At 51.5% G+C, this 20,133-nt stretch carries 14 protein-coding genes; 10 read left to right on the forward strand and 4 right to left on the reverse strand.

The genetic code is table 11. From position 1 onward, the window contains the following. Nucleotides 1-402: 402 nt before the first annotated feature. The 4 genes from JOD20_RS20905 to JOD20_RS20920 all read left to right on the forward strand — a co-directional run bounded on the left by JOD20_RS20905 (nt 403) and on the right by JOD20_RS20920 (nt 7,622). A complete protein-coding gene (locus JOD20_RS20905; protein WP_204757138.1) occupies nt 403-4,503 on the forward strand; it encodes an Eco57I restriction-modification methylase domain-containing protein in 4,101 nt (1,366 codons plus the stop codon). A 16-nt stretch (nt 4,504-4,519) separates the two neighbouring features. Continuing rightward, nucleotides 4,520-5,170, forward strand: coding sequence for a hypothetical protein (locus tag JOD20_RS20910; protein WP_204757139.1), 651 nt, complete (start codon nt 4,520-4,522; stop codon nt 5,168-5,170). Between the two features lie 22 nt (nt 5,171-5,192). Continuing rightward, nucleotides 5,193-5,792 carry a hypothetical protein gene (locus JOD20_RS20915; protein WP_204757140.1) on the forward strand — a complete coding sequence of 200 codons (600 nt, stop codon included), beginning with the start codon at nt 5,193-5,195 and terminating at the stop codon, nt 5,790-5,792. Between the two features lie 75 nt (nt 5,793-5,867). Then, nucleotides 5,868-7,622 carry a DUF4268 domain-containing protein gene (locus JOD20_RS20920; protein ID WP_204757141.1) on the forward strand — a complete coding sequence of 585 codons (1,755 nt, stop codon included), beginning with the start codon at nt 5,868-5,870 and terminating at the stop codon, nt 7,620-7,622. A gap of 47 nt (nt 7,623-7,669) precedes the next feature. Here JOD20_RS20920 and JOD20_RS20925 read toward each other — a convergent pair whose 3' ends face one another. Then, a complete protein-coding gene (locus JOD20_RS20925; RefSeq protein ID WP_204757142.1) occupies nt 7,670-8,269 on the reverse strand; it encodes an RloB family protein in 600 nt (199 codons plus the stop codon). Beyond that, a complete protein-coding gene (locus JOD20_RS20930) occupies nt 8,262-9,560 on the reverse strand; it encodes an AAA family ATPase (RefSeq protein WP_204757143.1) in 1,299 nt (432 codons plus the stop codon). The genes JOD20_RS20925 and JOD20_RS20930 overlap by 8 nt, the downstream gene beginning before the upstream one ends. 175 nt (nt 9,561-9,735) lie before the next feature. Between JOD20_RS20930 and JOD20_RS20935 the strand changes: the two genes are divergently transcribed. Together JOD20_RS20935 and JOD20_RS20940 are read left to right on the forward strand one after the other, a co-directional pair. Beyond that, entirely contained in the window at nt 9,736-10,344 is a 609-nt protein-coding gene (locus tag JOD20_RS20935) for a hypothetical protein (protein WP_204757144.1), read from the forward strand. A 33-nt stretch (nt 10,345-10,377) separates the two neighbouring features. Then, complete coding sequence (locus tag JOD20_RS20940) at nt 10,378-11,580, forward strand: PD-(D/E)XK nuclease family protein (RefSeq protein WP_204757145.1); 1,203 nt, start codon at nt 10,378-10,380, stop codon at nt 11,578-11,580. Nucleotides 11,581-11,897: 317 nt separating this feature from the next. Here JOD20_RS20940 and JOD20_RS20945 read toward each other — a convergent pair whose 3' ends face one another. Beyond that, a complete protein-coding gene (locus tag JOD20_RS20945; RefSeq protein ID WP_204757146.1) occupies nt 11,898-12,089 on the reverse strand; it encodes a hypothetical protein in 192 nt (63 codons plus the stop codon). On the opposite strand from JOD20_RS20945, the gene JOD20_RS20950 reads away from it, so the two are divergent. From JOD20_RS20950 to drmC, 4 genes are read left to right on the forward strand one after another with little or no spacing between them, the layout of a single operon-like run. Beyond that, a complete protein-coding gene (locus tag JOD20_RS20950) occupies nt 12,080-12,478 on the forward strand; it encodes a hypothetical protein (RefSeq protein ID WP_204757147.1) in 399 nt (132 codons plus the stop codon). The genes JOD20_RS20945 and JOD20_RS20950 overlap by 10 nt on opposite strands. A 33-nt stretch (nt 12,479-12,511) precedes the next feature. Next, nucleotides 12,512-15,958, forward strand: coding sequence for a DISARM system helicase DrmA (gene drmA / locus JOD20_RS20955; RefSeq protein WP_204757148.1), 3,447 nt, complete (start codon nt 12,512-12,514; stop codon nt 15,956-15,958). Then, entirely contained in the window at nt 15,955-17,811 is a 1,857-nt protein-coding gene (gene drmB / locus JOD20_RS20960) for a DUF1998 domain-containing protein (RefSeq protein WP_204757149.1), read from the forward strand. The genes drmA and drmB overlap by 4 nt, the downstream gene beginning before the upstream one ends. Before the next feature lie 3 nt (nt 17,812-17,814). Next, the gene (gene drmC / locus JOD20_RS20965) at nt 17,815-18,618 is read left to right on the forward strand and encodes a DISARM system phospholipase D-like protein DrmC (RefSeq protein WP_204757150.1); all 804 of its coding nucleotides are present in this window, start codon (nt 17,815-17,817) and stop codon (nt 18,616-18,618) included. 103 nt (nt 18,619-18,721) lie between these two features. Here drmC and JOD20_RS20970 read toward each other — a convergent pair whose 3' ends face one another. Then, on the reverse strand, nt 18,722-19,921 hold the full coding sequence (locus JOD20_RS20970) for a hypothetical protein (protein WP_204757151.1): 1,200 nt from the start codon (nt 19,919-19,921) through the stop codon (nt 18,722-18,724). Nucleotides 19,922-20,133 lie beyond the last annotated feature (212 nt).

Here is a 20,133-nt window from a genome sequence, read left to right on the forward strand (position 1 = left end):
AGAATTCCTCGGATCACTGGCTGCTGACACGTCCAGTATACGCGGATTCTCTGCCGTTTGTACATCGCATCGATTAACTACCTACCCTTGTAAGCCAGCCCCCTCTCCCACTGAACGCGGGCGAGGGGGAGCACCCGTTAGGGTAGGTTTTGATCGATTGGTCGGCGGTGGAGCATGCCCTCACCTCCCAGCCCCCTCTCCCACTTGAACGCGGGAGAGGGGAGCACTAACTCCGTGGTTCCCCCTCGCCTGTTCGACGGACGAGGAGGCTGGGGGGTGAGGGGATCAGTCCATGGTTAACGCAATGAACCAGTACATATAGCCTTCATCATTCATCATTCATAATTCATCCTTTACATATAGCCTTCATCCTTCATAATTCATCCTTTGCAAAGAGGTTCTATGTCAATTGCTCGTGATCATGCCGAATGGCTTTCGTTGGTTGAGGTATCGGGGCCGTTTCTCTCGATGCCGGTTTTGTTGCGCACCTTTCCGCATGGCCTCGATGCCGATGATAGTGGCCTGCGCCAAACTCTGCGCTTGGCCTACGAGGAATGGCGCGATAATCAGCAGGGCTTAGCACCCGACCCAGCCTTGCATACCGCATGGTGGCGCTATGTGGTTCAGGCGGTGCTTGGCATCGAACGCGATTTTTTGCATGTCGATCAGGCAATTACGCCAAATTTGCAAACCACCGTCGCCGAATATGGCGAGACGCTGCGCCCAACCTGGGTGCTGCACGATCAGCAGCGCGATGCTCAGCCGCGCTTATTGGGCATGGTTGTGCCCGCCAATCAGGCGCTAGAAAAAGCGTTTATCGGCAGTCGCTGGAAGGCCTCGCCCGTGATGCGCATGCTCGATTTGCTGCGCGCAACCAATGTGCCGCTCGGCTTGTTGACCAATGGCGAGCATTGGATGTTGGTCGTTGCTCCCAAAGGCGCAACCAGCAGTTTTATTAGTTGGTATGCAGAGCTGTGGCTCGATGAGCCATTAACCCTGCGCGCATTTCGCTCGTTGCTAGGCGTGCGGCGCTTTTTTGGGGTGGTCGAGGCCGAAACCTTGCCCGAACTCCTGCGCGCAAGTGCCGATAATCAGCAGGAAGTGACCGATCAGCTGGGGGCGCAGGTGCGTGCCGCTGTCTCGGTGTTGGTGCAAACCCTCGATCAAATTGACCTCGATCAGCAACGCCGCTTGTTGCAGGGCATTAGCGAGGCCAAAATTTACGAAGCAGCCTTAACCGTGATGATGCGCTTGGTCTTTTTGCTTTCGGCAGAGGAGCGTGGCTTGTTGTTGCTCGGCGATCAGCTTTACGATCAAGCGTATGCGGTTTCAACCTTGCGCGCCCAGTTACGCCAGCACGCCGACCAAGCAGGCGAGGAGGTGCTGGCCCGTCGTAGCGATGCTTGGTGCCGCTTGTTGGCAACCTTCCGCATGATTTATGCTGGGGTCTATCACGATTTGCTGCGCTTGCCTGCCTATGGTGGCACGCTGTTCGACCCCGATCGCTTTGCTTTTTTGGAGGGTCGCAGCGCTGGTAGTTCGTGGCAAACCAGCCCAGCTCAGCCCTTGCCAGTCGATAATCGCACGGTATTGCACTTGCTCGATGCGTTGCAGATGCTGCAAGTGCCTGTGCCTGGCGGTGGTTCCGAGCCGCGCCGCTTGTCGTTTCGGGCTTTGGATATTGAGCAAATTGGCCATGTCTATGAGGGCTTGTTGGACCATACAGCCAGCCGCGCCAGCGAGCCAATGCTGGGCTTGAAAGGTGCCAAAGGGCTGGAGCCAGAAGTTGCGCTCAGTCAGTTGGAGGCTTTGCGCCAACCAAATGGCCTCGATTGGGCCGCGCTCAGCGAGCTAACCGGACGCGCTACGAAAGCCATGCAACGCGAGTTTGCCCAGCAACCAGATTTAATGCAAAATGCCAAATTGTATTCTGCTACCCAGAACAACGAGGCGCTGTTGCAGCGGGTGTTGCCATGGCAGGGGTTGTTGCGCGAGGATAGTTTTGGCAATCCGGTCGTGATTCCCGCTGGCAGTTTGTTTGTAACCAGCGGCAGCGATCGCCGCGCCACCGGAACTCACTACACGCCGCGCAGCCTGACCGAGCCAATGGTGCAGCATGCCTTGGAACCCTTGGTTTTTGCTGGCGTGGTCGAGGGCTTGCCGCCAGAACAATGGCAGCTCCACAGCGCCGAGACCATTTTGAGCCTCAAGGTCTGCGACATGGCCATGGGTTCGGGGGCGTTTTTGGTGCAGGCCTGCCGCTATTTGGCCGAACGGGTGGTTGAAGCGTGGGAACAAGCAGAACAACGCCAGCCCAAATTGATATTAACCGCTCCAAGCGCCGACCCCAGCAGCGGGGCCTTGCAGGAGCAGCCCTTGCCCAGCGATGTTGATGAGCGGCTGGCGCTGGCCCGCCGCTTGGTGGCCGACCGCTGTTTGTATGGCGTAGACCGCAATCCGCTGGCGGTCGAGATGGCGAAATTGTCATTGTGGCTGGTGACGCTGCAAAAAGACCGCCCATTTACCTTTCTCGACCACGCGCTGCGCTGCGGCGATTCGTTGCTCGGGGTCGATCTTGCGCAGCTTGGGGTTTGGTCGCTGGCTGGCGCGGGCAATATTCCATTGTTTATTGGCAGGCTGGATCAGGCGCGACGTAAAGCCAGCGCTGCTCGCCAAAAGCTGCAACACTTGCCAGAGCTTGATATTCGCGATTTGCAGCACAAAACGGCGCTGTTGGCCGAGGCCGATGCAGCCATGCAGCGTTTGAAGCTGGCGGCAGATGTTTTGGCGGCTACGGCCTTGGTTCCGCCGCAGTTGCGCGCTGGGCTGAGCATCGAATGGTTGCAGCGCCTTGATGCCAACTTTGAGCGCGCCGATGACCAGCCGTTGCGCGAATTGCACGCCGAGGCCAGCAGCTACCTTGGCCCAAACAAACCCTTGCACTGGCCGCTGGAGTTTCCCGAGGTGTTCGATAGCGAGCAGCAAGCCCACCCCAGCCTTGAGACGCTGTTGGATAAAGTGAAGCACGATCAGCCAATTGCGCCGATTCGGCCAACCGGCTTTGATGCGATTATTGGCAACCCGCCGTTTATGGGCGGCCAGAAGATTACAGGCGCACTTGGTACGCCCTATAGAAATTATTTAATAGAGGTCATTGCTGAGGGCAAAAAAGGACTTGTTGATTTATGTGCCTACTTCTTTTTACGCGCCGCGCCACTGCTGGCGATCAATGGCATGCTTGGCTTGATTGCCACCAACACAATTGCCCAAGGCGATACCCGCGAAGTTGGCTTGGATCAACTGCTGAGCCAAACAATGAGCATCGTGCGGGCGATTCCTAGCCAGCCATGGCCAGGCACAGCAGCCTTAGAAGTAGCACACCTCTGGTTGCATCGCGGTCTCTGGCAAGGCTCGTATTATTTAGATGATCGGTTGGTAAGTGGCATCAATGCCTACTTAGCTGAACCAAGCGCCGTCAGTGGCAAGCCCAATCGCTTAGCGGCCAATGCTGCTAAATCCTTTATTGGATCGTATGTATTAGGCATGGGCTTTGTGCTTGAACCAAGCGAAGCCCATGCCATGATTGAGCGTGATTCGCGTAATCGTGAGGTGCTGTTTCCCTACCTCAATGGCGAAGATTTGAATACCAACCCTGATCAGTCACCTAGCCGCTGGGTGATTAACTTTCACGATTGGCCGCTTGAAAAGGCCCAAACCTATCCTGATCCATATAATATTGTATTGGAAAAGGTAAAATCACAACGTCTTGCTCAAAATGATCAATATGGTAGAAATAACTGGTGGAAATTTATGCGAACAAGGCCTGAACTCTACCAAACCATTGCAGGGATGGGGCGGGTTTTAGTTTTATCTCGTGTAAGCCAGCATTTTTGTCCTTGTTATGTGAAAAATAATCAAATTTATAATGAGAGACTAACAGTTTTTGCTATTAACCCTGAACTTTATTGTTTTGTACAATCATCTTTACATGAAAAATGGATGTTATTATATGGTTCTACTTTAGAAACGAGACCTATGTATACTCCATCCGATTGCTTCGAAACCTTCCCCTTTCCCGAAGCAATTGACGGGCTAGAGGCGATTGGCGAGCAGTATCACCAGTTGCGCCAACAGATTATGCTGGCCCACAACGAAGGCCTGACCAAAACCTACAATCGTTTTCACAACCCCGCTGAGAGCAGCGAATCGATTGTGGCCTTGCGGCAAGCGCATGTGGCCATGGACGAAGCGGTGCGCAACGCCTACGGCTGGGATGATTTGGCCTTAGAGCACGATTTTCATCAAACCAAACAAGGCTTGCGCTACACCATCAGCGAGGCAGCGCGGCGCAACGTGCTTGATCGCTTGTTGGCGCTCAATCATCAACGCTATGCAGCAGAAGTTGCCGCAGGCTTGCACGACAAAACGCCGAAAAAAGCCAAATCCAGCAAAAAGGCCAAGGCCGCCGCAGCCAATGACCAGCAACAGGGCATGGAATTTTAGCACGGGAGCAACAACGATGGCAGGCTATCTGATCTATCATCCCAAGCGCCAAATAATGGAGCATGCAGGCAAACTGATTCATCATGATTCGCTGGAGGGCAACCAAGACCCGTATATTTGGCAGGCGCAATTTCTGCACAGCTACTGCCATATTACCCAAATGCGTCCGCAGGTGGGTGACATCAATTTTTGGGTGGCTGGCGATACCTTTCCGCACTTCCAGCAGCTCTTTTGCGATTTAGTGTTTGTGGTTGCCAGCAAGCACTACTGGCCTGAGGCCAACCAGATCGCGCCCGATGAGCCGCTTGTCGATTCAGCGGCGGCCTATGCTGACCATTATCAATGGGCGCAATGGCAACATCAATTCAAACGCCGGCGGCGCTTCACGCTCAAAGCTGATCCTGCGCGCAGCTTTCAAGGCCTGAACCACGATTGGTCGCTGATTGATATTGTGCCTGGGTTGGCCGAAGCAGGGCTTGATCTTGAGCGATTGCGCAGCAAACTGCGGGCTGGCTTCAACTCGCAACCAATGGCGCTCAGCGCTGAACAGGCCACGGCGCTCTATCAATGGCTCGACGAACAAGCGGCGCAACGCTGGTCTGGTGCAGAACTAGCTGCGATTCGCAACCCAGCGCCTGCCAGCGACCCAAGCAAAGCCCGCTGTTGATCGCACGAACGAGGAATAAGCGATGGTCTACCCAACCCTTGATTACGCAACGATCACCACAATCCAGCCGTATTCGCTCTATCCATTGACCATGCTTGATCTGCTGACCGATGATCTTTTAGCGCTAGCCGAGCGCCTGCGGGCAGATGGCTATCATTGCGTTGTGCTAGATGGAACCGAGCTGAATAGCAAACTCGAATGCCATTTGGCCTTTGCCTACGGCTACGATTTTGAAGGTCACAACGACTATCATGGCATCCGCAACCCATCATGGGACGCGTTTATTAGTGAAATGCGCTGTGCGGGGAGTGTGATTGAGCATAACCAACTGCGCCAGCGATACCGTGGTTTTGTGTTGGTCTACTTACACCCTGAACGCTTTTTCAAGGCCGATGTGGTGAACTTTGCCATGCTGCTTGATATTCTAATTGGAACCGTTGCCGAACACTATCGCGCCAAAGGCATTCCCTTTAATGTAGTTCTTTCGCCGATCAATAAACGCATGTATCAATTTCTTAACACCCTTAAGATTAGCGACCGAACATCAGCAGCATTTAATCCCTTTCTAGAAGTATTTTTTGATCCAGCGACGTTTGATCCCTTTTCAGACGAAGATTTTTAAGCTTCAACGTGGAGCGGTGAGGGATTGCAATCCCCTATATGACTGATAAACGGTATGTGCCAAGGAGCAGGCCCAATGCGATTTAGTGTGCAACAACTTCTCAATGATCGTCCGCCACCGGTAACTGTTTCGCTGGCTGATACCATGGATACCGCCATCGATTTGATGCGGGAATATGATTATAGCCAACTGCCAGTGGTCGATGCGCAAGGCAAACCGATTGGATTAGTTTTTAGCGATGGGATTGTCCAAGTAGTCCATCATTTTCAAGTTAAGCCCCAGACTCTGCGGATTTCCGATGTTATGCAAAAACCTATGATTACGCGTGATGATCAAGAGCTATTTGATTTGCTAGATACGGTGCAAGCCAAAGGTTCTGTATTGATTGTCGACAACCAAGGTTTGTTAACGGGAATCGTGACGAGCTATGACACAACTGAGTATTTTCGTCGTCAAACCCAAGATCTAATGTATGTTCAAGATATTGAATTTCGGTTGCGCGATTTTATTCTTTCATTCTTGTTGCAGTCGAATCCAGAGCTTGAAGGAGGATCGGATACCCCGACAGTCGTGATTCCACGCGGCCAAGCACAGCGAGCTGATTTTATCAAAGCTGTTAAGGCGCTGATGGCAGACTCACAAGCTCCAACAATTAGTGATCGGCGCATTCTGAATGTCTTCGAAACCCACTTCGAGCAAACGTCTGATCCTCAGCCAATCGATCAATTAACGCTTGCGGAGATTATCCAACTCTTTCTCTCAAGGGACTATTGGCGTTATTATGGCCATGTATTTAGCGTAAAGCCAGAAGATATTCGCACGATCTTCGAAATTATTCGGAAAACCCGCAACGATTTAGCTCATCTGCGTGAAATTACAAACTATCAGCGCGAGCGATTGCGTTTTTGCAAAGATTGGCTGGCCCGTCATCAACCGCCACAGCTCGATACCTCCGCAATTGCTGTAATTGATGATGTAGCACCAATACAAGCGACCGATACAACGGAACCAGTTATTATCGAGTCAGTCCAGACACCTAGCGAATTTGAAGATCCTCCGTTGCCCAATGCTAGCCGCTACGATCGTCTTGCCCACTGGCTACGTAGCCAAAACCGAACAATCAGCCAAATTCAACTGAGTTTTGCGCAAATTGAAGATATTCTTGCGTTTCCGCTCCCTCCATCAGCACGAACCCATCGCGCATGGTGGGCTAACGATACCTATGGCCATGCACATTCAAAGAGTTGGTTAGCCGCCGATTGGAAAGTCAGTTCTATTAATATGGATCAAGAGAAGGTGAGCTTTAGCCAGATTCATGAGCGCCAGCAAGCCTATATTGATTTCTTCAGCCGGTTTGTGGCAGAACTGAGATCACGAGACAAGCGCTTTTTGCCAATGTCACCCGATGGCACCTCGTGGATTACAGTGGCACGGATAAAAGCACAACAGCGGTCAATTGCCGCCTTGAATGCCCAATTTACGCGCACCGGCTTCTTTCGGCTTGAATTGTATATTGATACCGGAAACGAAGCCCTGAATACCGCGATCTATGAAGCCTTGTGGCAGCTCTATTTGCCAAAGATGGCCAAATTGACAAGTCGGATTGGGACTGCCCCTGAGTGGGACACCATGCCACGCCGTCGCGCTTCACGGGTGACTGTTTCCCATCAGGGGGCAATTACCGCTAGCAAAGAGGAGCTTGCCGCCATCCGCCAGTGGGGAGTCGAGACGATGGTGATGTTTCATCAACTGTTTGCTGACGCAGGCCAACTCCTCGAACAGCACTATACCACTGGTGCTGCGCCGGAGCTAGCCGCCTTGTTTGCATAATGTCGTAACGCGGTCAATCCCTCAGCCATTCAATCGGTTGGGGGGCCTCACTCGCGTTCTAATTTGTTCAGCGCTTCGACCAAGCGAAAAACTGTGGTCGATGGGTTATCTTTTTCAGGGTTGACTGGCTGATACAGCTGAAGCAAGCGCTTGGCATGCTGAATGGCTTTGGTTTGGCGTGATTCAAGCAGTGCGTACATATCTGGCCTTGATTTGCGATAGTCGAAGCCAAGTGCTTCGCTCAGCAACCTAGGATATTCAGCCCGTTCAATCGCGGTTTGATAAAAATGAAAATGCAGCAGATACCAGAGTTCAAAGCATTCATTTGAATACGCTACCTTGATGCCATGCTGTTCTGCCTGTTGAAGCGCCGTATTAAACTGACCAGGCGGCACCGAATCGCGATCAAAGACACACCAAACCTGATCATACGTATGCGCTTGTTGTTCCTCACGGGCTTTTTTGACTAGATTTAATGGGCTATCACCTTCGCCAAGGACATGGATTTTTTTCGAGACGCGAAAACTACGAAAATAATTTGGTTCGGTCTTCTCACCTTCACAAACAATCAAAACAACTGCTTCTTCATCACGCTGATTGATGGGCCGGCGCAAATAGTCAATTCTACGACGCGCATGCTTATTCATCAGGAGCACCCATGATCCCCGCAATATCGCCTAAGAAGGGAATTGCCCCATAGCGACCCTCGATATAATTTTTCTCCAATGAGCCAGTATTGCCAACTTTATACTCAACCAGCGAATACAGTTTGGTTGCGCCATGGCGGGTTTTCTCGGTAAACCAAATCTGATCGCGCCGAAACAAATCGTGACTGAGCAAATTGGTATCATGCGTTGTAAAAATCAATTGCGCGTGATGCGGATTACTCGCTGCCGTATTAAACAGCTTGATAATCTCCCATGTAATTAAAGGATGAATCCGCGCATCTAGCTCATCAATCACCAAAATATAGCCATGTTTTAAGGCTTGAACAATCGGGAAGGCAAGCGCTAATAATTTTTTTGTACCATCAGATTCATGGGTTTCAATATCAAAATCTTCTACACCGACGAGGTTTCCATTCGCATCAAATTGCTCATGCAAGGTTTTGAGTTTTGAATAGGTAGTACGACTATGCCGCACAATAATTGTGCTGCCAGTCGGAGGTTTAGTTTGGGAGACGGGATAGTCATCGGGATTCAGATCCTCCACGATTCGCTCAACCTGAATATCAGCAATGCCCACATCAAGCGCTTTGACGAAATGAATAATGGCGGCTTGATCATCAGATTGTTCAAATTGCCCAAGGACATTTGTCCGACCCTGACGGTCATTAATGCTTAAATCGATTTGGAGTTGGGTAAACCACTTTAAAATTGTTTTGGCAATCTCACCATTAAACTGGGCAATGACTGAAAGAAATAAGGCATTATTGCGGGTAAATTGGCGCAGTTGATGAAATTCCTTAAACGGCTCAGCAAGCTCAATTTGCTCCCCTTCGCGCTCAAAAACCAGCGTTTCAGCGTCATTTTGGCTATGATAGAGCCATTCGCTGACCACTGCCTGAGGTGTAACCTCAAAGCCATAGCGATATTGGGTTGGCTCAATGATGAACGAGAGTTCAAAAAACGAGGGCTGATCGATTGTTGCGGTGCTCAACCGAAAACGCTCGACCTTAATTGGATCATCAATTTGCATACTGCGGGCAGAATTGATCACAAAATCGCGAATAAAGCGTAGCGCGCTGATAAAATTACTCTTGCCACTTGCATTGGCACCATAAATCGCTGCACTGGTAAGCAATGATAGCTTGGCAGCCTCAAAAACTGTCTGTTGATCAAGCGTTTTATTGCGCGAAGTAATGTTCGTGGCAGCCATCGAGAAGGTTACCACCTCATTAAATGATCGATAATTGCCAATACTCATTCCAATGAGCATATCGTACTACTTTCTGCCTAGAACATTTAATTGTTTGTATTTTTTATCCATAGATTAGTGTATTTGTTGGCTTTGCGCTTGTCAAATAGGCTGTTAATCAATGCTTGAGTTACCATTAAAGCTATGGTATAACAAACGATACCATTCATATCGTGCAGGATAATAAGGATCGTTCATGCCACACACTCCCAAAGCATGCATTACCAATTTGGCTATTCCCACGTCACTTAGCGAGTTTGAAGGGATGTTGGAGAAAAATACCAACGCTCAGGGGCAGCCTTGGACGGATCTGGAAACAGTGCTGTATCCTGGAACAGGAATACCATTAATGTGGTCTGGTTTATCGCAGATGCACGCCAGAGATTTCTTGTTCTTTTATCATGGGGTATCTTCGGTTGCACGGCTGCGAACGTTACTCCGAACCGCCCAGCGCCAAAGGTCTGATCCAAGTTTAATTGCGATTCTTGAACGCTCCCTCGTCTTAGCGCAGCGCTATGGGGGAACAATCTTTGGCTGTGGATTGGTGGGCGGAACAACCGAATTTCATGCTCAGCCACCGCAAGGGGAGTTTCATTTTTATAATCGTCAGTTTGCCCCAATCGAGCGTGTTAATTTGTTCGATAATCCTTTACCCTATGCTCAATTCAAGCATAGCGTGCCTATTAGTCGCTTTCAAGCGGTAACGCGCTTGACTACTGAGCGACTAGCAGCGTTGAAAGCAGCGTTTCACGCATCCCAAGAAGTATTACCAGCCTATATCCGTGAGACGACCATCTTGGGATAATTGCCGCCTATTGATGATGAACGAGGTGCTGTTATGGCGAAGAATTCAGCCGACTACTTAACTGCCATCTTATCGTTAATCCACGATCCACGCTTCGTTCAATTTGAAGCAGAACAAACGGCCCCCACTATTTTTAATGCAGTAGGGCGAACCCATACCGAAACATGGCACAGTGCGCTTTTGGGCTGGCTTCTTGATCCCATAGCCAGCCACCAGCTGGGGGTCTACCCGCTGCAACGCTTTTTATTGCTGCTGGCCAACAATCAGGTCACCAATCATGCGGCAGCATTTGATCTGCAATGGTTATTGACATTTGTGAAGCTTGCCGAGGCCAATGTTCGGCCCAATGAGCGTGATCCAAACGAAGTTCGGGTCAATGATACAGGGCGGTTTGATGTGTTTATTGATCGTCTCAAATTTGAAACAGATCTTCCGCCACCATGGAAGGAAGTCCAGATTTTGGTTGAGATGAAAGTCGGTGCAGCGATTGATATTGGTCAGTGTACGCGCTATATGGCGCATATTTATCGCCTTATGCAGCAGGGTATTTTCACGATTCCTGTGTATCTTGCTCCGAGTCATGCATTTGTCAAAGATACAGCATCGTTGCTGGGTGATGATCGTTGGATTAGGATTGATTTTCAAGACCTCTATGAAGAGGTGATTGAACCGTGTTTGCATGCGCCAACCGTGTCGCCCTTTGGCTTAACCATGCTGAATGAGTATGTCAAAACTCTGCGCTATCGCTTGAAAGGTGGCTCACCATTGATTATTACCCAACGCGATCAGGATCTGGTTCGTCAATTATTTGCTCAACATGAATCAGCGATTACTATGCTCTACCAAATTTTATCGGAACAATTCACCAGTGATTCGGCTGATTTGGCAGAGAAAAAATCGCCAATTCAGGCACTTAGTGCTGGCACGCAACCAGTCAAAATTACCATTCAGATTGAACAAACCATCTTTCAGGCGAAATCTATGCGTGATTTATACCAACAAGTCTTAGGGTATCTTGATCAGCATGAATTGCTTGCAACATTACCGCTTCCGATTGCTTCTGGATCGAAGCGCTATTTACTCGCCACTGAACCAATTCATCCCACAGGGAATGCGTTTATCTTACCAGCTCGGTATCGTGATTATTATATGGAAGCGAATAAAAGCCGCGATGGTGGGCTGAATGATCTTGGGAAGCTCTTGGGTTTTTGTGGATTACATTTTGCGGTGCTCTAAATTAGCCTCTTAGCTGACCCATGCTACTACTCCAAGAATGGAGGATGATCGTGAGTAAGCGTCGTACAGTTCCTGCGCCAAAAATGGTTTATTGCCCTCTTTGCAAGGAAGCAATTCAACATAATCGTTTTCACTTGCATATTGAGCGGTATTGCGGATTTATTGTCAATGCGTCTCAGCATACAAATGCTGTTGCTTGCCCCTATTGCCAACAAGCTTTTCCGGCGCAACGGCTTCGTGCCCACTTTTAGCGGGCTGTGGCAAAACCACTGCCGAATTGCGTCCTGTAGATTCAATCCAATGTCCCGATTGTGGGGTCAGTATTCTTCAAAAGCGCTTAGCGAAACATCAGCGCAAATGTCCAGCCCGCCGACCAGATAAACCTGCTCTTCAGCCTGAACAAGCTGAGGCGCGTTCGCTGATTTGCCCTGACTGTCAAACAACCATTCTTCGGAAGCATTTTGATCGACATCGGCACGAGCGTTGCCCGCGACGAGCAATGCAAGCAACAGCAACGCTGACTGAGGAAACAAGAACCCTCGAGAAGTGTCCAGATTGTGGTCTGATCATGAGTTCGCATTTAGTAGCGAATCACCGACAGCAGCATGCGCGTAGTCGTAAGGGGCAATCGGTTGAACTTGTAACCTTGCCGCCGACACCTGCGATTGCTGGTGATACCCGCCCACGCACCAAAGAAGGGTACGTCATTGAAACCTGTTCGACATGCAGGAGGCGGGTTTGTGTGGTTGAAGGCCCAAATACGTGGTACGAATTTAATATTGTTGCTAATATGAGAGCCGATCGGCATGTGTGTGATGGTGAATATTATGGCTATCGTGAATTTATTTTCGGGACGCGCCATGCCAATTACGATCGCAAAAACCGTAAAAAACGTTAAGCTCGGCTGTTAGTTGATAGTTGAGGAGCAATGATGGCTGAATCTGTGCTGCCCCCACCCCATCCATTTACCATTCGTGATGAGCTTGAAAGCCTTATTCTGCGCGATTTGCTTGGCCCTGCGGGCGGCGAGCAGGAAGAAGTGCATGAAATTAGCGTGCGTGATCGCTATTTGGTTGGCATGTTAGCCCCGCGTAAACAGCAAATTCTGCCAGAATTACACGACGATCTTGAGCGTAGCGCCCTAACCAGCGACGAGCCACCGCTTGATGTTGGCACAACCCAAGCGCCATCGATGTTTCCTTCGTCGATGGGCTTAACTTGCTCGGTCAGCCCGCACGCTGAAACCCTCTTGGTAAGCATGACGTGGGGGAAATATCAACGGATTAGCCAAGAAACTGCCGATGGCAACAGCACGCGAATCTGGCAACGCGAACCACGCGGCGGTAGTTGCCAGCTTGCGCTTCAGCCAGGCACTCATACTTGGCAACCAGACCCAGACGAACCGCATGTCCAAGGTCGGGCGGTTGTGCGCCAACGGGCTGAAGGCTGGAGCGTTAGTCTTTTTTTACATAATATGCAAGATGAGCCACAGCGCATGCGTGATAGCGCTTGGATTTTTCAACCACAGATTCGGGTAACTGATCCTGCTGGTGCGCCAATTTTCCGCCAACGGATGCGAGCTACGCTGCCAAGCGATCGCGAGGCGCAAACGGTGGCCATGCGCTATCGCAGCGTGGTTGAGTTTGCGGTTGGGCATGGCGTGAGCGTGCAAGCTACCCGTGATTCGGCGCAGCCGCTGTGGGCAACCATGCTTGAAACGACAGTTATTCCCTCTGCTGATGTCCCAGTCACCACCGAGCCAAGTCATGCAGAAGCGCCCGAACTTGCCCACTTGGTCGTTGATATGGATACGTTGAGCCGCACATCGATGGGCCAGTTTGCAGCAGCTTTGCAACCACTGTGTCAGGCCTATGCGCGTTGGATTACAACCCAAACTGGGCGCTTAACCACTGACCCAAGCCTTGCACCATGGGATGATGTTGCGGCTGATACGGTTCGCCAGTGGCAGCAAGCCTTAACCCGCATGCAAGCGGGCATCGAGCTGCTTGATCGTGATCCGCAGGCTGCTGAGGCGTTTCAATTTGCCAATCAGGCCATGGCGCGGCAACGCATGCAAAGCTTGTATGCAGAGGCGCGGCGGCGGGGCCAAACGGTCACCAGAGAAACCTTTGATCAGCCGCACTATCGCTCGTGGCGCGCCTTTCAACTTGGCTTTTTCTTGCTCAACTTGCCGGGATTAACCGTCCTGACCCATCCTGATCGGGCTGCAAGCTCTGAAGCCTTGGCGGATTTATTGTGGTATCCGACTGGTGGCGGTAAGACCGAGGCCTACCTTGGCTTGACCGCCTATACCTTGGCAATTCGGCGCTTGCAAGGCGTGGTTGCTGGCCGTTCGGGTATGGATGGCGTAGCGGTGATTATGCGCTACACGTTGCGCTTGCTGACCTTGCAACAGTTCCAACGCGCCAGTGCCTTGATTTGTGCCTGCGAGACCTTGCGGCGCGAAGCGGCGGCCCAAGGCGATCAGCGTTGGGGCACGACTCCGTTTCGGATTGGGCTTTGGGTTGGGCAGCGCACAACGCCGAATACAACTACCCAGAGCAAAGAAGTGTTGAAAACCCAACATCGGGGTGGTTATGGCAGCTTTGGCGCAACCGGATCGCCAGCCCAACTGACCAATTGCCCGTGGTGTGGCAGCGCCATTGAGCCAGGCCGTGATATTAGTGTTAACGAAGCTCGTGGTCGAACGCTGATTTATTGTGGCGATCCACGGGGCGAATGTCCATTTAGTCGGCGTAATGCCAACTATGAAGGCTTGCCAGTGGTTGTGGTCGATGAAGAAATTTATCGGCGTTTGCCAGCGCTGATTATTGCCACGGTTGATAAATTTGCCCAATTGCCATGGAATGGCCGCACCCAGATGTTGTTTGGCCATGTTGATCGCTATTGTGAACGTCATGGTTTTGGCTCGCCTGAACTTGGCGACGAAAGCGCTCATCGGGCATTGCCCAACGAAGGCTTGCCCGCAGTCAGTGTGCGCTCTCATGGCCCTTTACGGCCCCCCGATCTGATTATTCAAGATGAATTACATCTCTTGAGTGGCCCGCTGGGAACGCTTGTTGGCTTATATGAGACCGCGATAGATCGGCTGTGTACATGGACGGTGCAGCAGCAAGCGGTGCGCCCCAAGGTTATTGCCTCGACCGCCACTGTTCGGCGCGCCGATCATCAGGTGCATGCAGTATTTGTGCGCAAATTAGCAATTTTTCCGCCGCCAGGCTTTGATGCCAACGATAGCTTTTTTGCCATGGAACGGTCAATTAGCGCCAGCACGCCTGGCCGTCGCTACCTTGGCATTTGTGCGATTGGCAAGCGTCAAAAAGCTGTTTTAATTCGGGTGTATGTGGCGCTCTTAGCCGCAGCCCAAACCTTATATGAGCGCTATGGCGAAGCTGTCGATCCGTGGATGACCCTTGTTGGCTATTTTAATGCAATGCGCGATTTGGGTGGGGCGCGGCGCTTGGTTGATGATGATATTCGCACGCGGCTCGGCAAAATGAGCCAGCGCGGCTTGGCCAATCGGCGGTCGCCCAGGGTCGAAGAATTAACCTCACGCAAAAGCGCCGAAGATATTCCAGTCTTGCTTGATGCCTTGGAAATTCCGTTTCGGACTCAGCCAACGACCAAGCAACCACTTGATGTTGTGTTAGCGACCAATATGTTGTCGGTTGGGGTCGATGTTAAGCGGCTTGGGGCGATGGTGGTTAATGGGCAACCAAAAACAACCGCCGAATATATCCAAGCGACCAGTCGGGTTGGGCGCAATACCCCTGGCTTGGTGATAAGCATCTTAAACTGGTCGCGACCCCGCGATTTATCGCACTATGAACAATTTGAGCATTATCACGCCACCTTCTATCAACATGTCGAGGCAATTTCGGTTACACCGTTTGCAGCGCGAGCCTTAGATCGCGGCTTAGCAGCGGTTTTGGTCAGCCTGATTCGGCTGTATGGCCATACCTACACCGAAAATTTGCAGGCTGGCCATATCGATCGGGAGAATCCCGTAGTCGAGGCAATGATTAAGGTACTAACCGAGCGAGCTGAGTTGGTAACGGGGCAAACTGGAGTCGCAAACCATGTGCATGCCGAGATCAATACACGGCTTGATGATTGGTTGAACAAAATTCACTATCGCCATGCAGGGGTGCGGCTTGGGTATCAGGGCAAGAATGATGGCCAAACCGAAGGCTTACTGCACATGCCGAATGCCGACAAATGGGGCTTGTTCACCTGTCTCAATTCGCTGCGCGATGTCGAGCCAACCACCAATTTATTGTTGCATGATCATGGGTTTGAGCAAGATAGTTTGCGTCCGTGGGCGGGGGCGCTTGGACAGGCGGAGGATGGCGCATGAACAATCCAAACCTTAGTGTTGGCGATATTCGGCCAAGCCAAGTTGTTCAGAGTTTTGGCATTGGCTCGTTAATTGATTTGCCGCATCTTTCGGTGATGGTCTTAGGTTTAGATGATTGGGTGGTGGATAGCAGAAGTGAGGTGAGCGAAGCACGCTTGCTAGCGGCAGTTCAAGCTGAACTTGGCAGTCAAGTGCAGCGGCTGATGCATCCGCCAGTTGAGACGACAGCGAGTTCGGGCATGGTCTATTCGGGCACGCCGTTGGTTGGGGTTCCCGTCGCAACCTTTCCGCGCTGGATGGTTTGCCCACTCTGTCGTCAGTTGCTCGCGATTGAAAGTTCGTTGGTGCAGCTGAAGACCGATCCGGTGCGGCCTGATCGGGCGCGCTATGTTCACGCAAATTGTAGCAAGGCCAAAGCCCCGCCAACGATGGTTCCGGCGCGGTTTTTAGCGGGCTGTGAGCATGGCCACCTTGATGATTTTCCGTGGAGCTACTTTGTGCATGGCCAGCAGGTTGGCTGTGCTGGGGTCTTGCGCATCCTCGAAGCTGGCGTTACTGGTGAAGCGGCAGAAATCTATATCGAATGCGATGGCTGCCACCATGGCACTGCGGGCAAATCGCGCCGCCCGCTCTCCGATGCCTTTGGCGAAAAAGCGCTGACCAGCTTGCCTGCCTGTCGTGGTCGCCATCCGCATGTTCGGATGTTTAGTGATGAGCCATGTTTGAAGCCGCTCAAAACGCTGGCGCTTGGGGCTTCGAATACCTGGTTTGGGGTGATGGCATCGGCTTTATCGTTGCCTCAAGCAGTCGATCCGGTTGCCAAAATTGTCGAGGAGCATTGGCTCCAATTCAATCGGGCAACCTCGATCAACGATCTGGAGATGATGCGGCGCTTTAATGTGATTCCGCCGTATCCAACAATTACAGATGCTGCTTTTTGGGCTGCGATCGAGGCCCGTCGTCAAGGGCAGAGCATTGAGAACCCAAAAAGCTTAAAAACGCCAGAATGGCAGACCCTACGCCAGCCGTTGCAAGCGCCGAGTTCAGGCCATTTTCGGGCTGTGCCAACTGGCGTACCCGAAGGCATGGCGGGCATGATCCAGCAAGTTGTATTGGTAGAACGCCTGCGCGAAGTGCGGGCACTGTTGGGGTTTACCCGCATTCGCGCTTTTGGCGATCTTGAAGAGACGACCAGCGACGATCAAGCCATGGTTGGGCTAAGTCGAGGCAAACCAACGTGGGTTCCGGCAACCGATGTCTATGGTGAGGGTATTTTCTTGGAGTTTGACGAGGCTGCGATCCAACGCTGGTGTCAGCGGGCTGCTGTTCAGCTGCGGCAACGTCAATTTCAAGCAGCCCATCGGACATGGCGCAGCCAACGGCGGCTTGATCCGAATCAGGGCTATCCTGATATTCGCTATACCTTGCTGCATAGCTTAGCGCATGCCCTAATTCGCCAATTGGCGGTTGCCTGTGGCTATGCCATGGCGAGTTTGCGCGAGCGGATTTATGCTTTAGAACCGACAGCTGATGATGGCCCAATGGCTGGGATTTTGATCTATACCGCCGCCGCTGATAGTGAAGGGACTTTAGGCGGCTTAGTCCAGCTTGGTCAGCCGGATACCCTTGGCTACCATCTGCGGGCTGCCTTAGAAACCTTGCAAATCTGCGCCTCCGATCCGCTCTGTGCTGATCATGAGCCACAAACCGAGCCTGGTTTATTACATGGCGCTGCTTGTCATGCCTGTTTGTTTTTGCCTGAAACATCGTGTGAACGCGGCAATAAGTATCTGGATCGCTCGCTCGTTATTGCAACGGTCGAACGAACTGATTTGGCATTTTTTGAGGAGTAATCCATGCTGGCGAGATCGTTGCAGACTGAACTCTATCGTTTGCTCCAAGCTGTGCCGACCGCCTTTATTCCGCAGATTGCCCGGCTCTTGGCGGCTTTGGATGCTGCACCTGATGCACGTGGCCAAGCCCAACTGCTGGCTGCATTGCCTGCCAATGATGCGTTGCGCCAGGCAGTTGCGCGCCTGCTGACATGGTGGTGGCATGATTCTGCCGCGTATTCTGGGTTGCGCCTGAGCGATGCGCTCACCACAGGCGCGTATATTTATGCCAAAGAGCGGGCGCAATCGCAGCTTGATTTGGTCTGGACTGGGCCGGCAAGTCGCGAAGCAGTTCGCCAAACGACCCAAGCCTTGCTCAAGGTGATTCATAGTGCCCAAACAAGTTTGTTGCTCATGGCCTTTGCGATCTATGATATTGATCCAATTTTAGCTGAATTGGGGCAAGCACTTGCTCGTGGAGTCAGGATCGCCTGGATTATCGAACGCTATGATGGCCATCAAACCCAGCCGCATGCCTTTCGGCTTCCTGGGTTACAGGCACTCCAACATGCTAATTTTAAGTTCTATGAATGGCCACTCGATCAACGCTCACGCACTGCTGAAGATCGCTATGGTGTGATGCATGGCAAGTGTGCGATTGCTGATGGGCGGCTTGCGTTGATCTCGAGTGCAAATTTTACCCGTTATGCGCTGCACGATAATATTGAGGTTGGTGTGCTGATCAATCATCCGACGCTGCCCGCAACCCTTGCCCGGCATATTCAGCAATTGATCGCGCAGGGCATTTTTCAACCGATCCAGCGTTAGACCAACGTATGAGCTATAAACGCCGCACCACGCGGGCCGAGCAGTTCATGCCCGACCCGCGTGGTTGTGTGATTTCGTTTGTGATTGCTTGGATTGCTTGAACTTAGTTGTATTGCCAGAGTTGATGGCTATCTTGGCCATTGACAAAGCCGTCAATCATCAAGAAGAAGCGATCATCGTTTTTGACCAAATCGAAGTCATCAGCTTTGTTGGTCAGGGTCTTGATGGGATTGGCAAGGCTCAGATTGCTGCCATCGAACGTGTAGGTGATAAAGCGCATCGTTTGCCAATCGTTGTCGTCGGTTGCGCTCGCAGTTTGGCCAACTACCACCACTTCGTTGCCTTGGTCGACAAGTTGAACTCTGCCCGAGAAGTAGACTGGCACCGTTGCTTCATCTTCGTAGACCAAGACATTTGGTAGTGGCGCGCCGCTCCCAGCTGCTGCTACTGTCCAGCGGGCAACTTCGGCGGTTGCTAATGGCGAGGCGGTGTTGGTTGCTGCGGTGTAAATCCGATTGCCTGATAAGGTAATATCGGCAAAGACTATCACGCCACGAGCACTTTGCGCCAATTTGATCAGATTGCCGTTGACATCGACCTGCCAGAGCGTCACGATCATGTTGTCGTTGGCATCTTGGGCGGCCATCGCAAAGTTGCGCGAACTCTTAATATAATCGGCGCTCATCGCGATGCGGCCAGTTTGGCCAACCGAAATCCTGGTTGACTTATGGGTAAAGGTCTGGCCATCGGAGCTGAGGCCCCATACATCAAAGCGGGCGCGGCCATCGCTGAGTTGAACAGCCGATACGATTGATGGATTGGTGGTTGGGCCAACCCGTATGACGTGGACATAATTGACACTGGCTGGAATCGTGGCCACGCCAGCAGTATCACCAAGCCGCTCTAGCCGATTGGCCCCCGTGCCATTGGTTTTGAAGGCAATCAATTTGAGCTGATCGCTGGTAATTGCGGCCACCACGACGATGTTATCGCGATATTCCGTCACATCAACATCTTGAATTGGACCTGCGGTCAACGCATAGTTGGCGCTAATCGCACCGTTGGCATCTGTGTAAATCCCATTGATCCGCAGGGCATTGTTGTTACTGGTTTGTTTGGTCGCTGCCACATAGACCCTGCCACCATTGTACGTTCCCCCATTCGCGGTCGAGACATTATCAACCGCAGTTGCGTTTTGGCTATCCAACAGGTCGAAATCGGCGGTGGCCGCAGCGGGCAAAATGCTGAGGGCCATCAGACTGAGAACCGCCACAATCCGCATACTGAGTCGTCGAACGTCCATACATACCTCCATACAACCATACTCTTGATTGGATTTAGCATAGCGGATTGCAGGGAGCAAAAAGTCTCATTGTGGGCCTAAAAAGTCTCATGCATAAATATATTGAAAACATTAATAAAATTAACATGCTTCTTGAAATACAAACATTTGTGCTACAATGTATGAGATTTTTGGCTGCCAGCGTGGGCGAAACAGGCTAGTTTCGTTCAAGC

This window comes from Herpetosiphon giganteus (genome assembly GCF_016907925.1).
Taxonomy (GTDB): Bacteria; Chloroflexota; Chloroflexia; order Chloroflexales; family Herpetosiphonaceae; genus Herpetosiphon; species Herpetosiphon giganteus.

Coding starts and splice junctions, on each gene's coding strand:
- JOD20_RS20905 (WP_204757138.1), top strand. CDS start 403: ATGTCAATTGCTCGTGATCATGCCGAATGGCTTTCGTTGGTTGAGGTA.
- JOD20_RS20910 (WP_204757139.1), top strand. CDS start 4,520: ATGGCAGGCTATCTGATCTATCATCCCAAGCGCCAAATAATGGAGCAT.
- JOD20_RS20915 (WP_204757140.1), top strand. CDS start 5,193: ATGGTCTACCCAACCCTTGATTACGCAACGATCACCACAATCCAGCCG.
- JOD20_RS20920 (WP_204757141.1), top strand. CDS start 5,868: ATGCGATTTAGTGTGCAACAACTTCTCAATGATCGTCCGCCACCGGTA.
- JOD20_RS20925 (WP_204757142.1), bottom strand. CDS start 8,269: ATGAATAAGCATGCGCGTCGTAGAATTGACTATTTGCGCCGGCCCATC.
- JOD20_RS20930 (WP_204757143.1), bottom strand. CDS start 9,560: ATGCTCATTGGAATGAGTATTGGCAATTATCGATCATTTAATGAGGTG.
- JOD20_RS20935 (WP_204757144.1), top strand. CDS start 9,736: ATGCCACACACTCCCAAAGCATGCATTACCAATTTGGCTATTCCCACG.
- JOD20_RS20940 (WP_204757145.1), top strand. CDS start 10,378: ATGGCGAAGAATTCAGCCGACTACTTAACTGCCATCTTATCGTTAATC.
- JOD20_RS20950 (WP_204757147.1), top strand. CDS start 12,080: ATGCAAGCAACAGCAACGCTGACTGAGGAAACAAGAACCCTCGAGAAG.
- drmA (WP_204757148.1), top strand. CDS start 12,512: ATGGCTGAATCTGTGCTGCCCCCACCCCATCCATTTACCATTCGTGAT.
- drmB (WP_204757149.1), top strand. CDS start 15,955: ATGAACAATCCAAACCTTAGTGTTGGCGATATTCGGCCAAGCCAAGTT.
- drmC (WP_204757150.1), top strand. CDS start 17,815: ATGCTGGCGAGATCGTTGCAGACTGAACTCTATCGTTTGCTCCAAGCT.
- JOD20_RS20970 (WP_204757151.1), bottom strand. CDS start 19,921: ATGGACGTTCGACGACTCAGTATGCGGATTGTGGCGGTTCTCAGTCTG.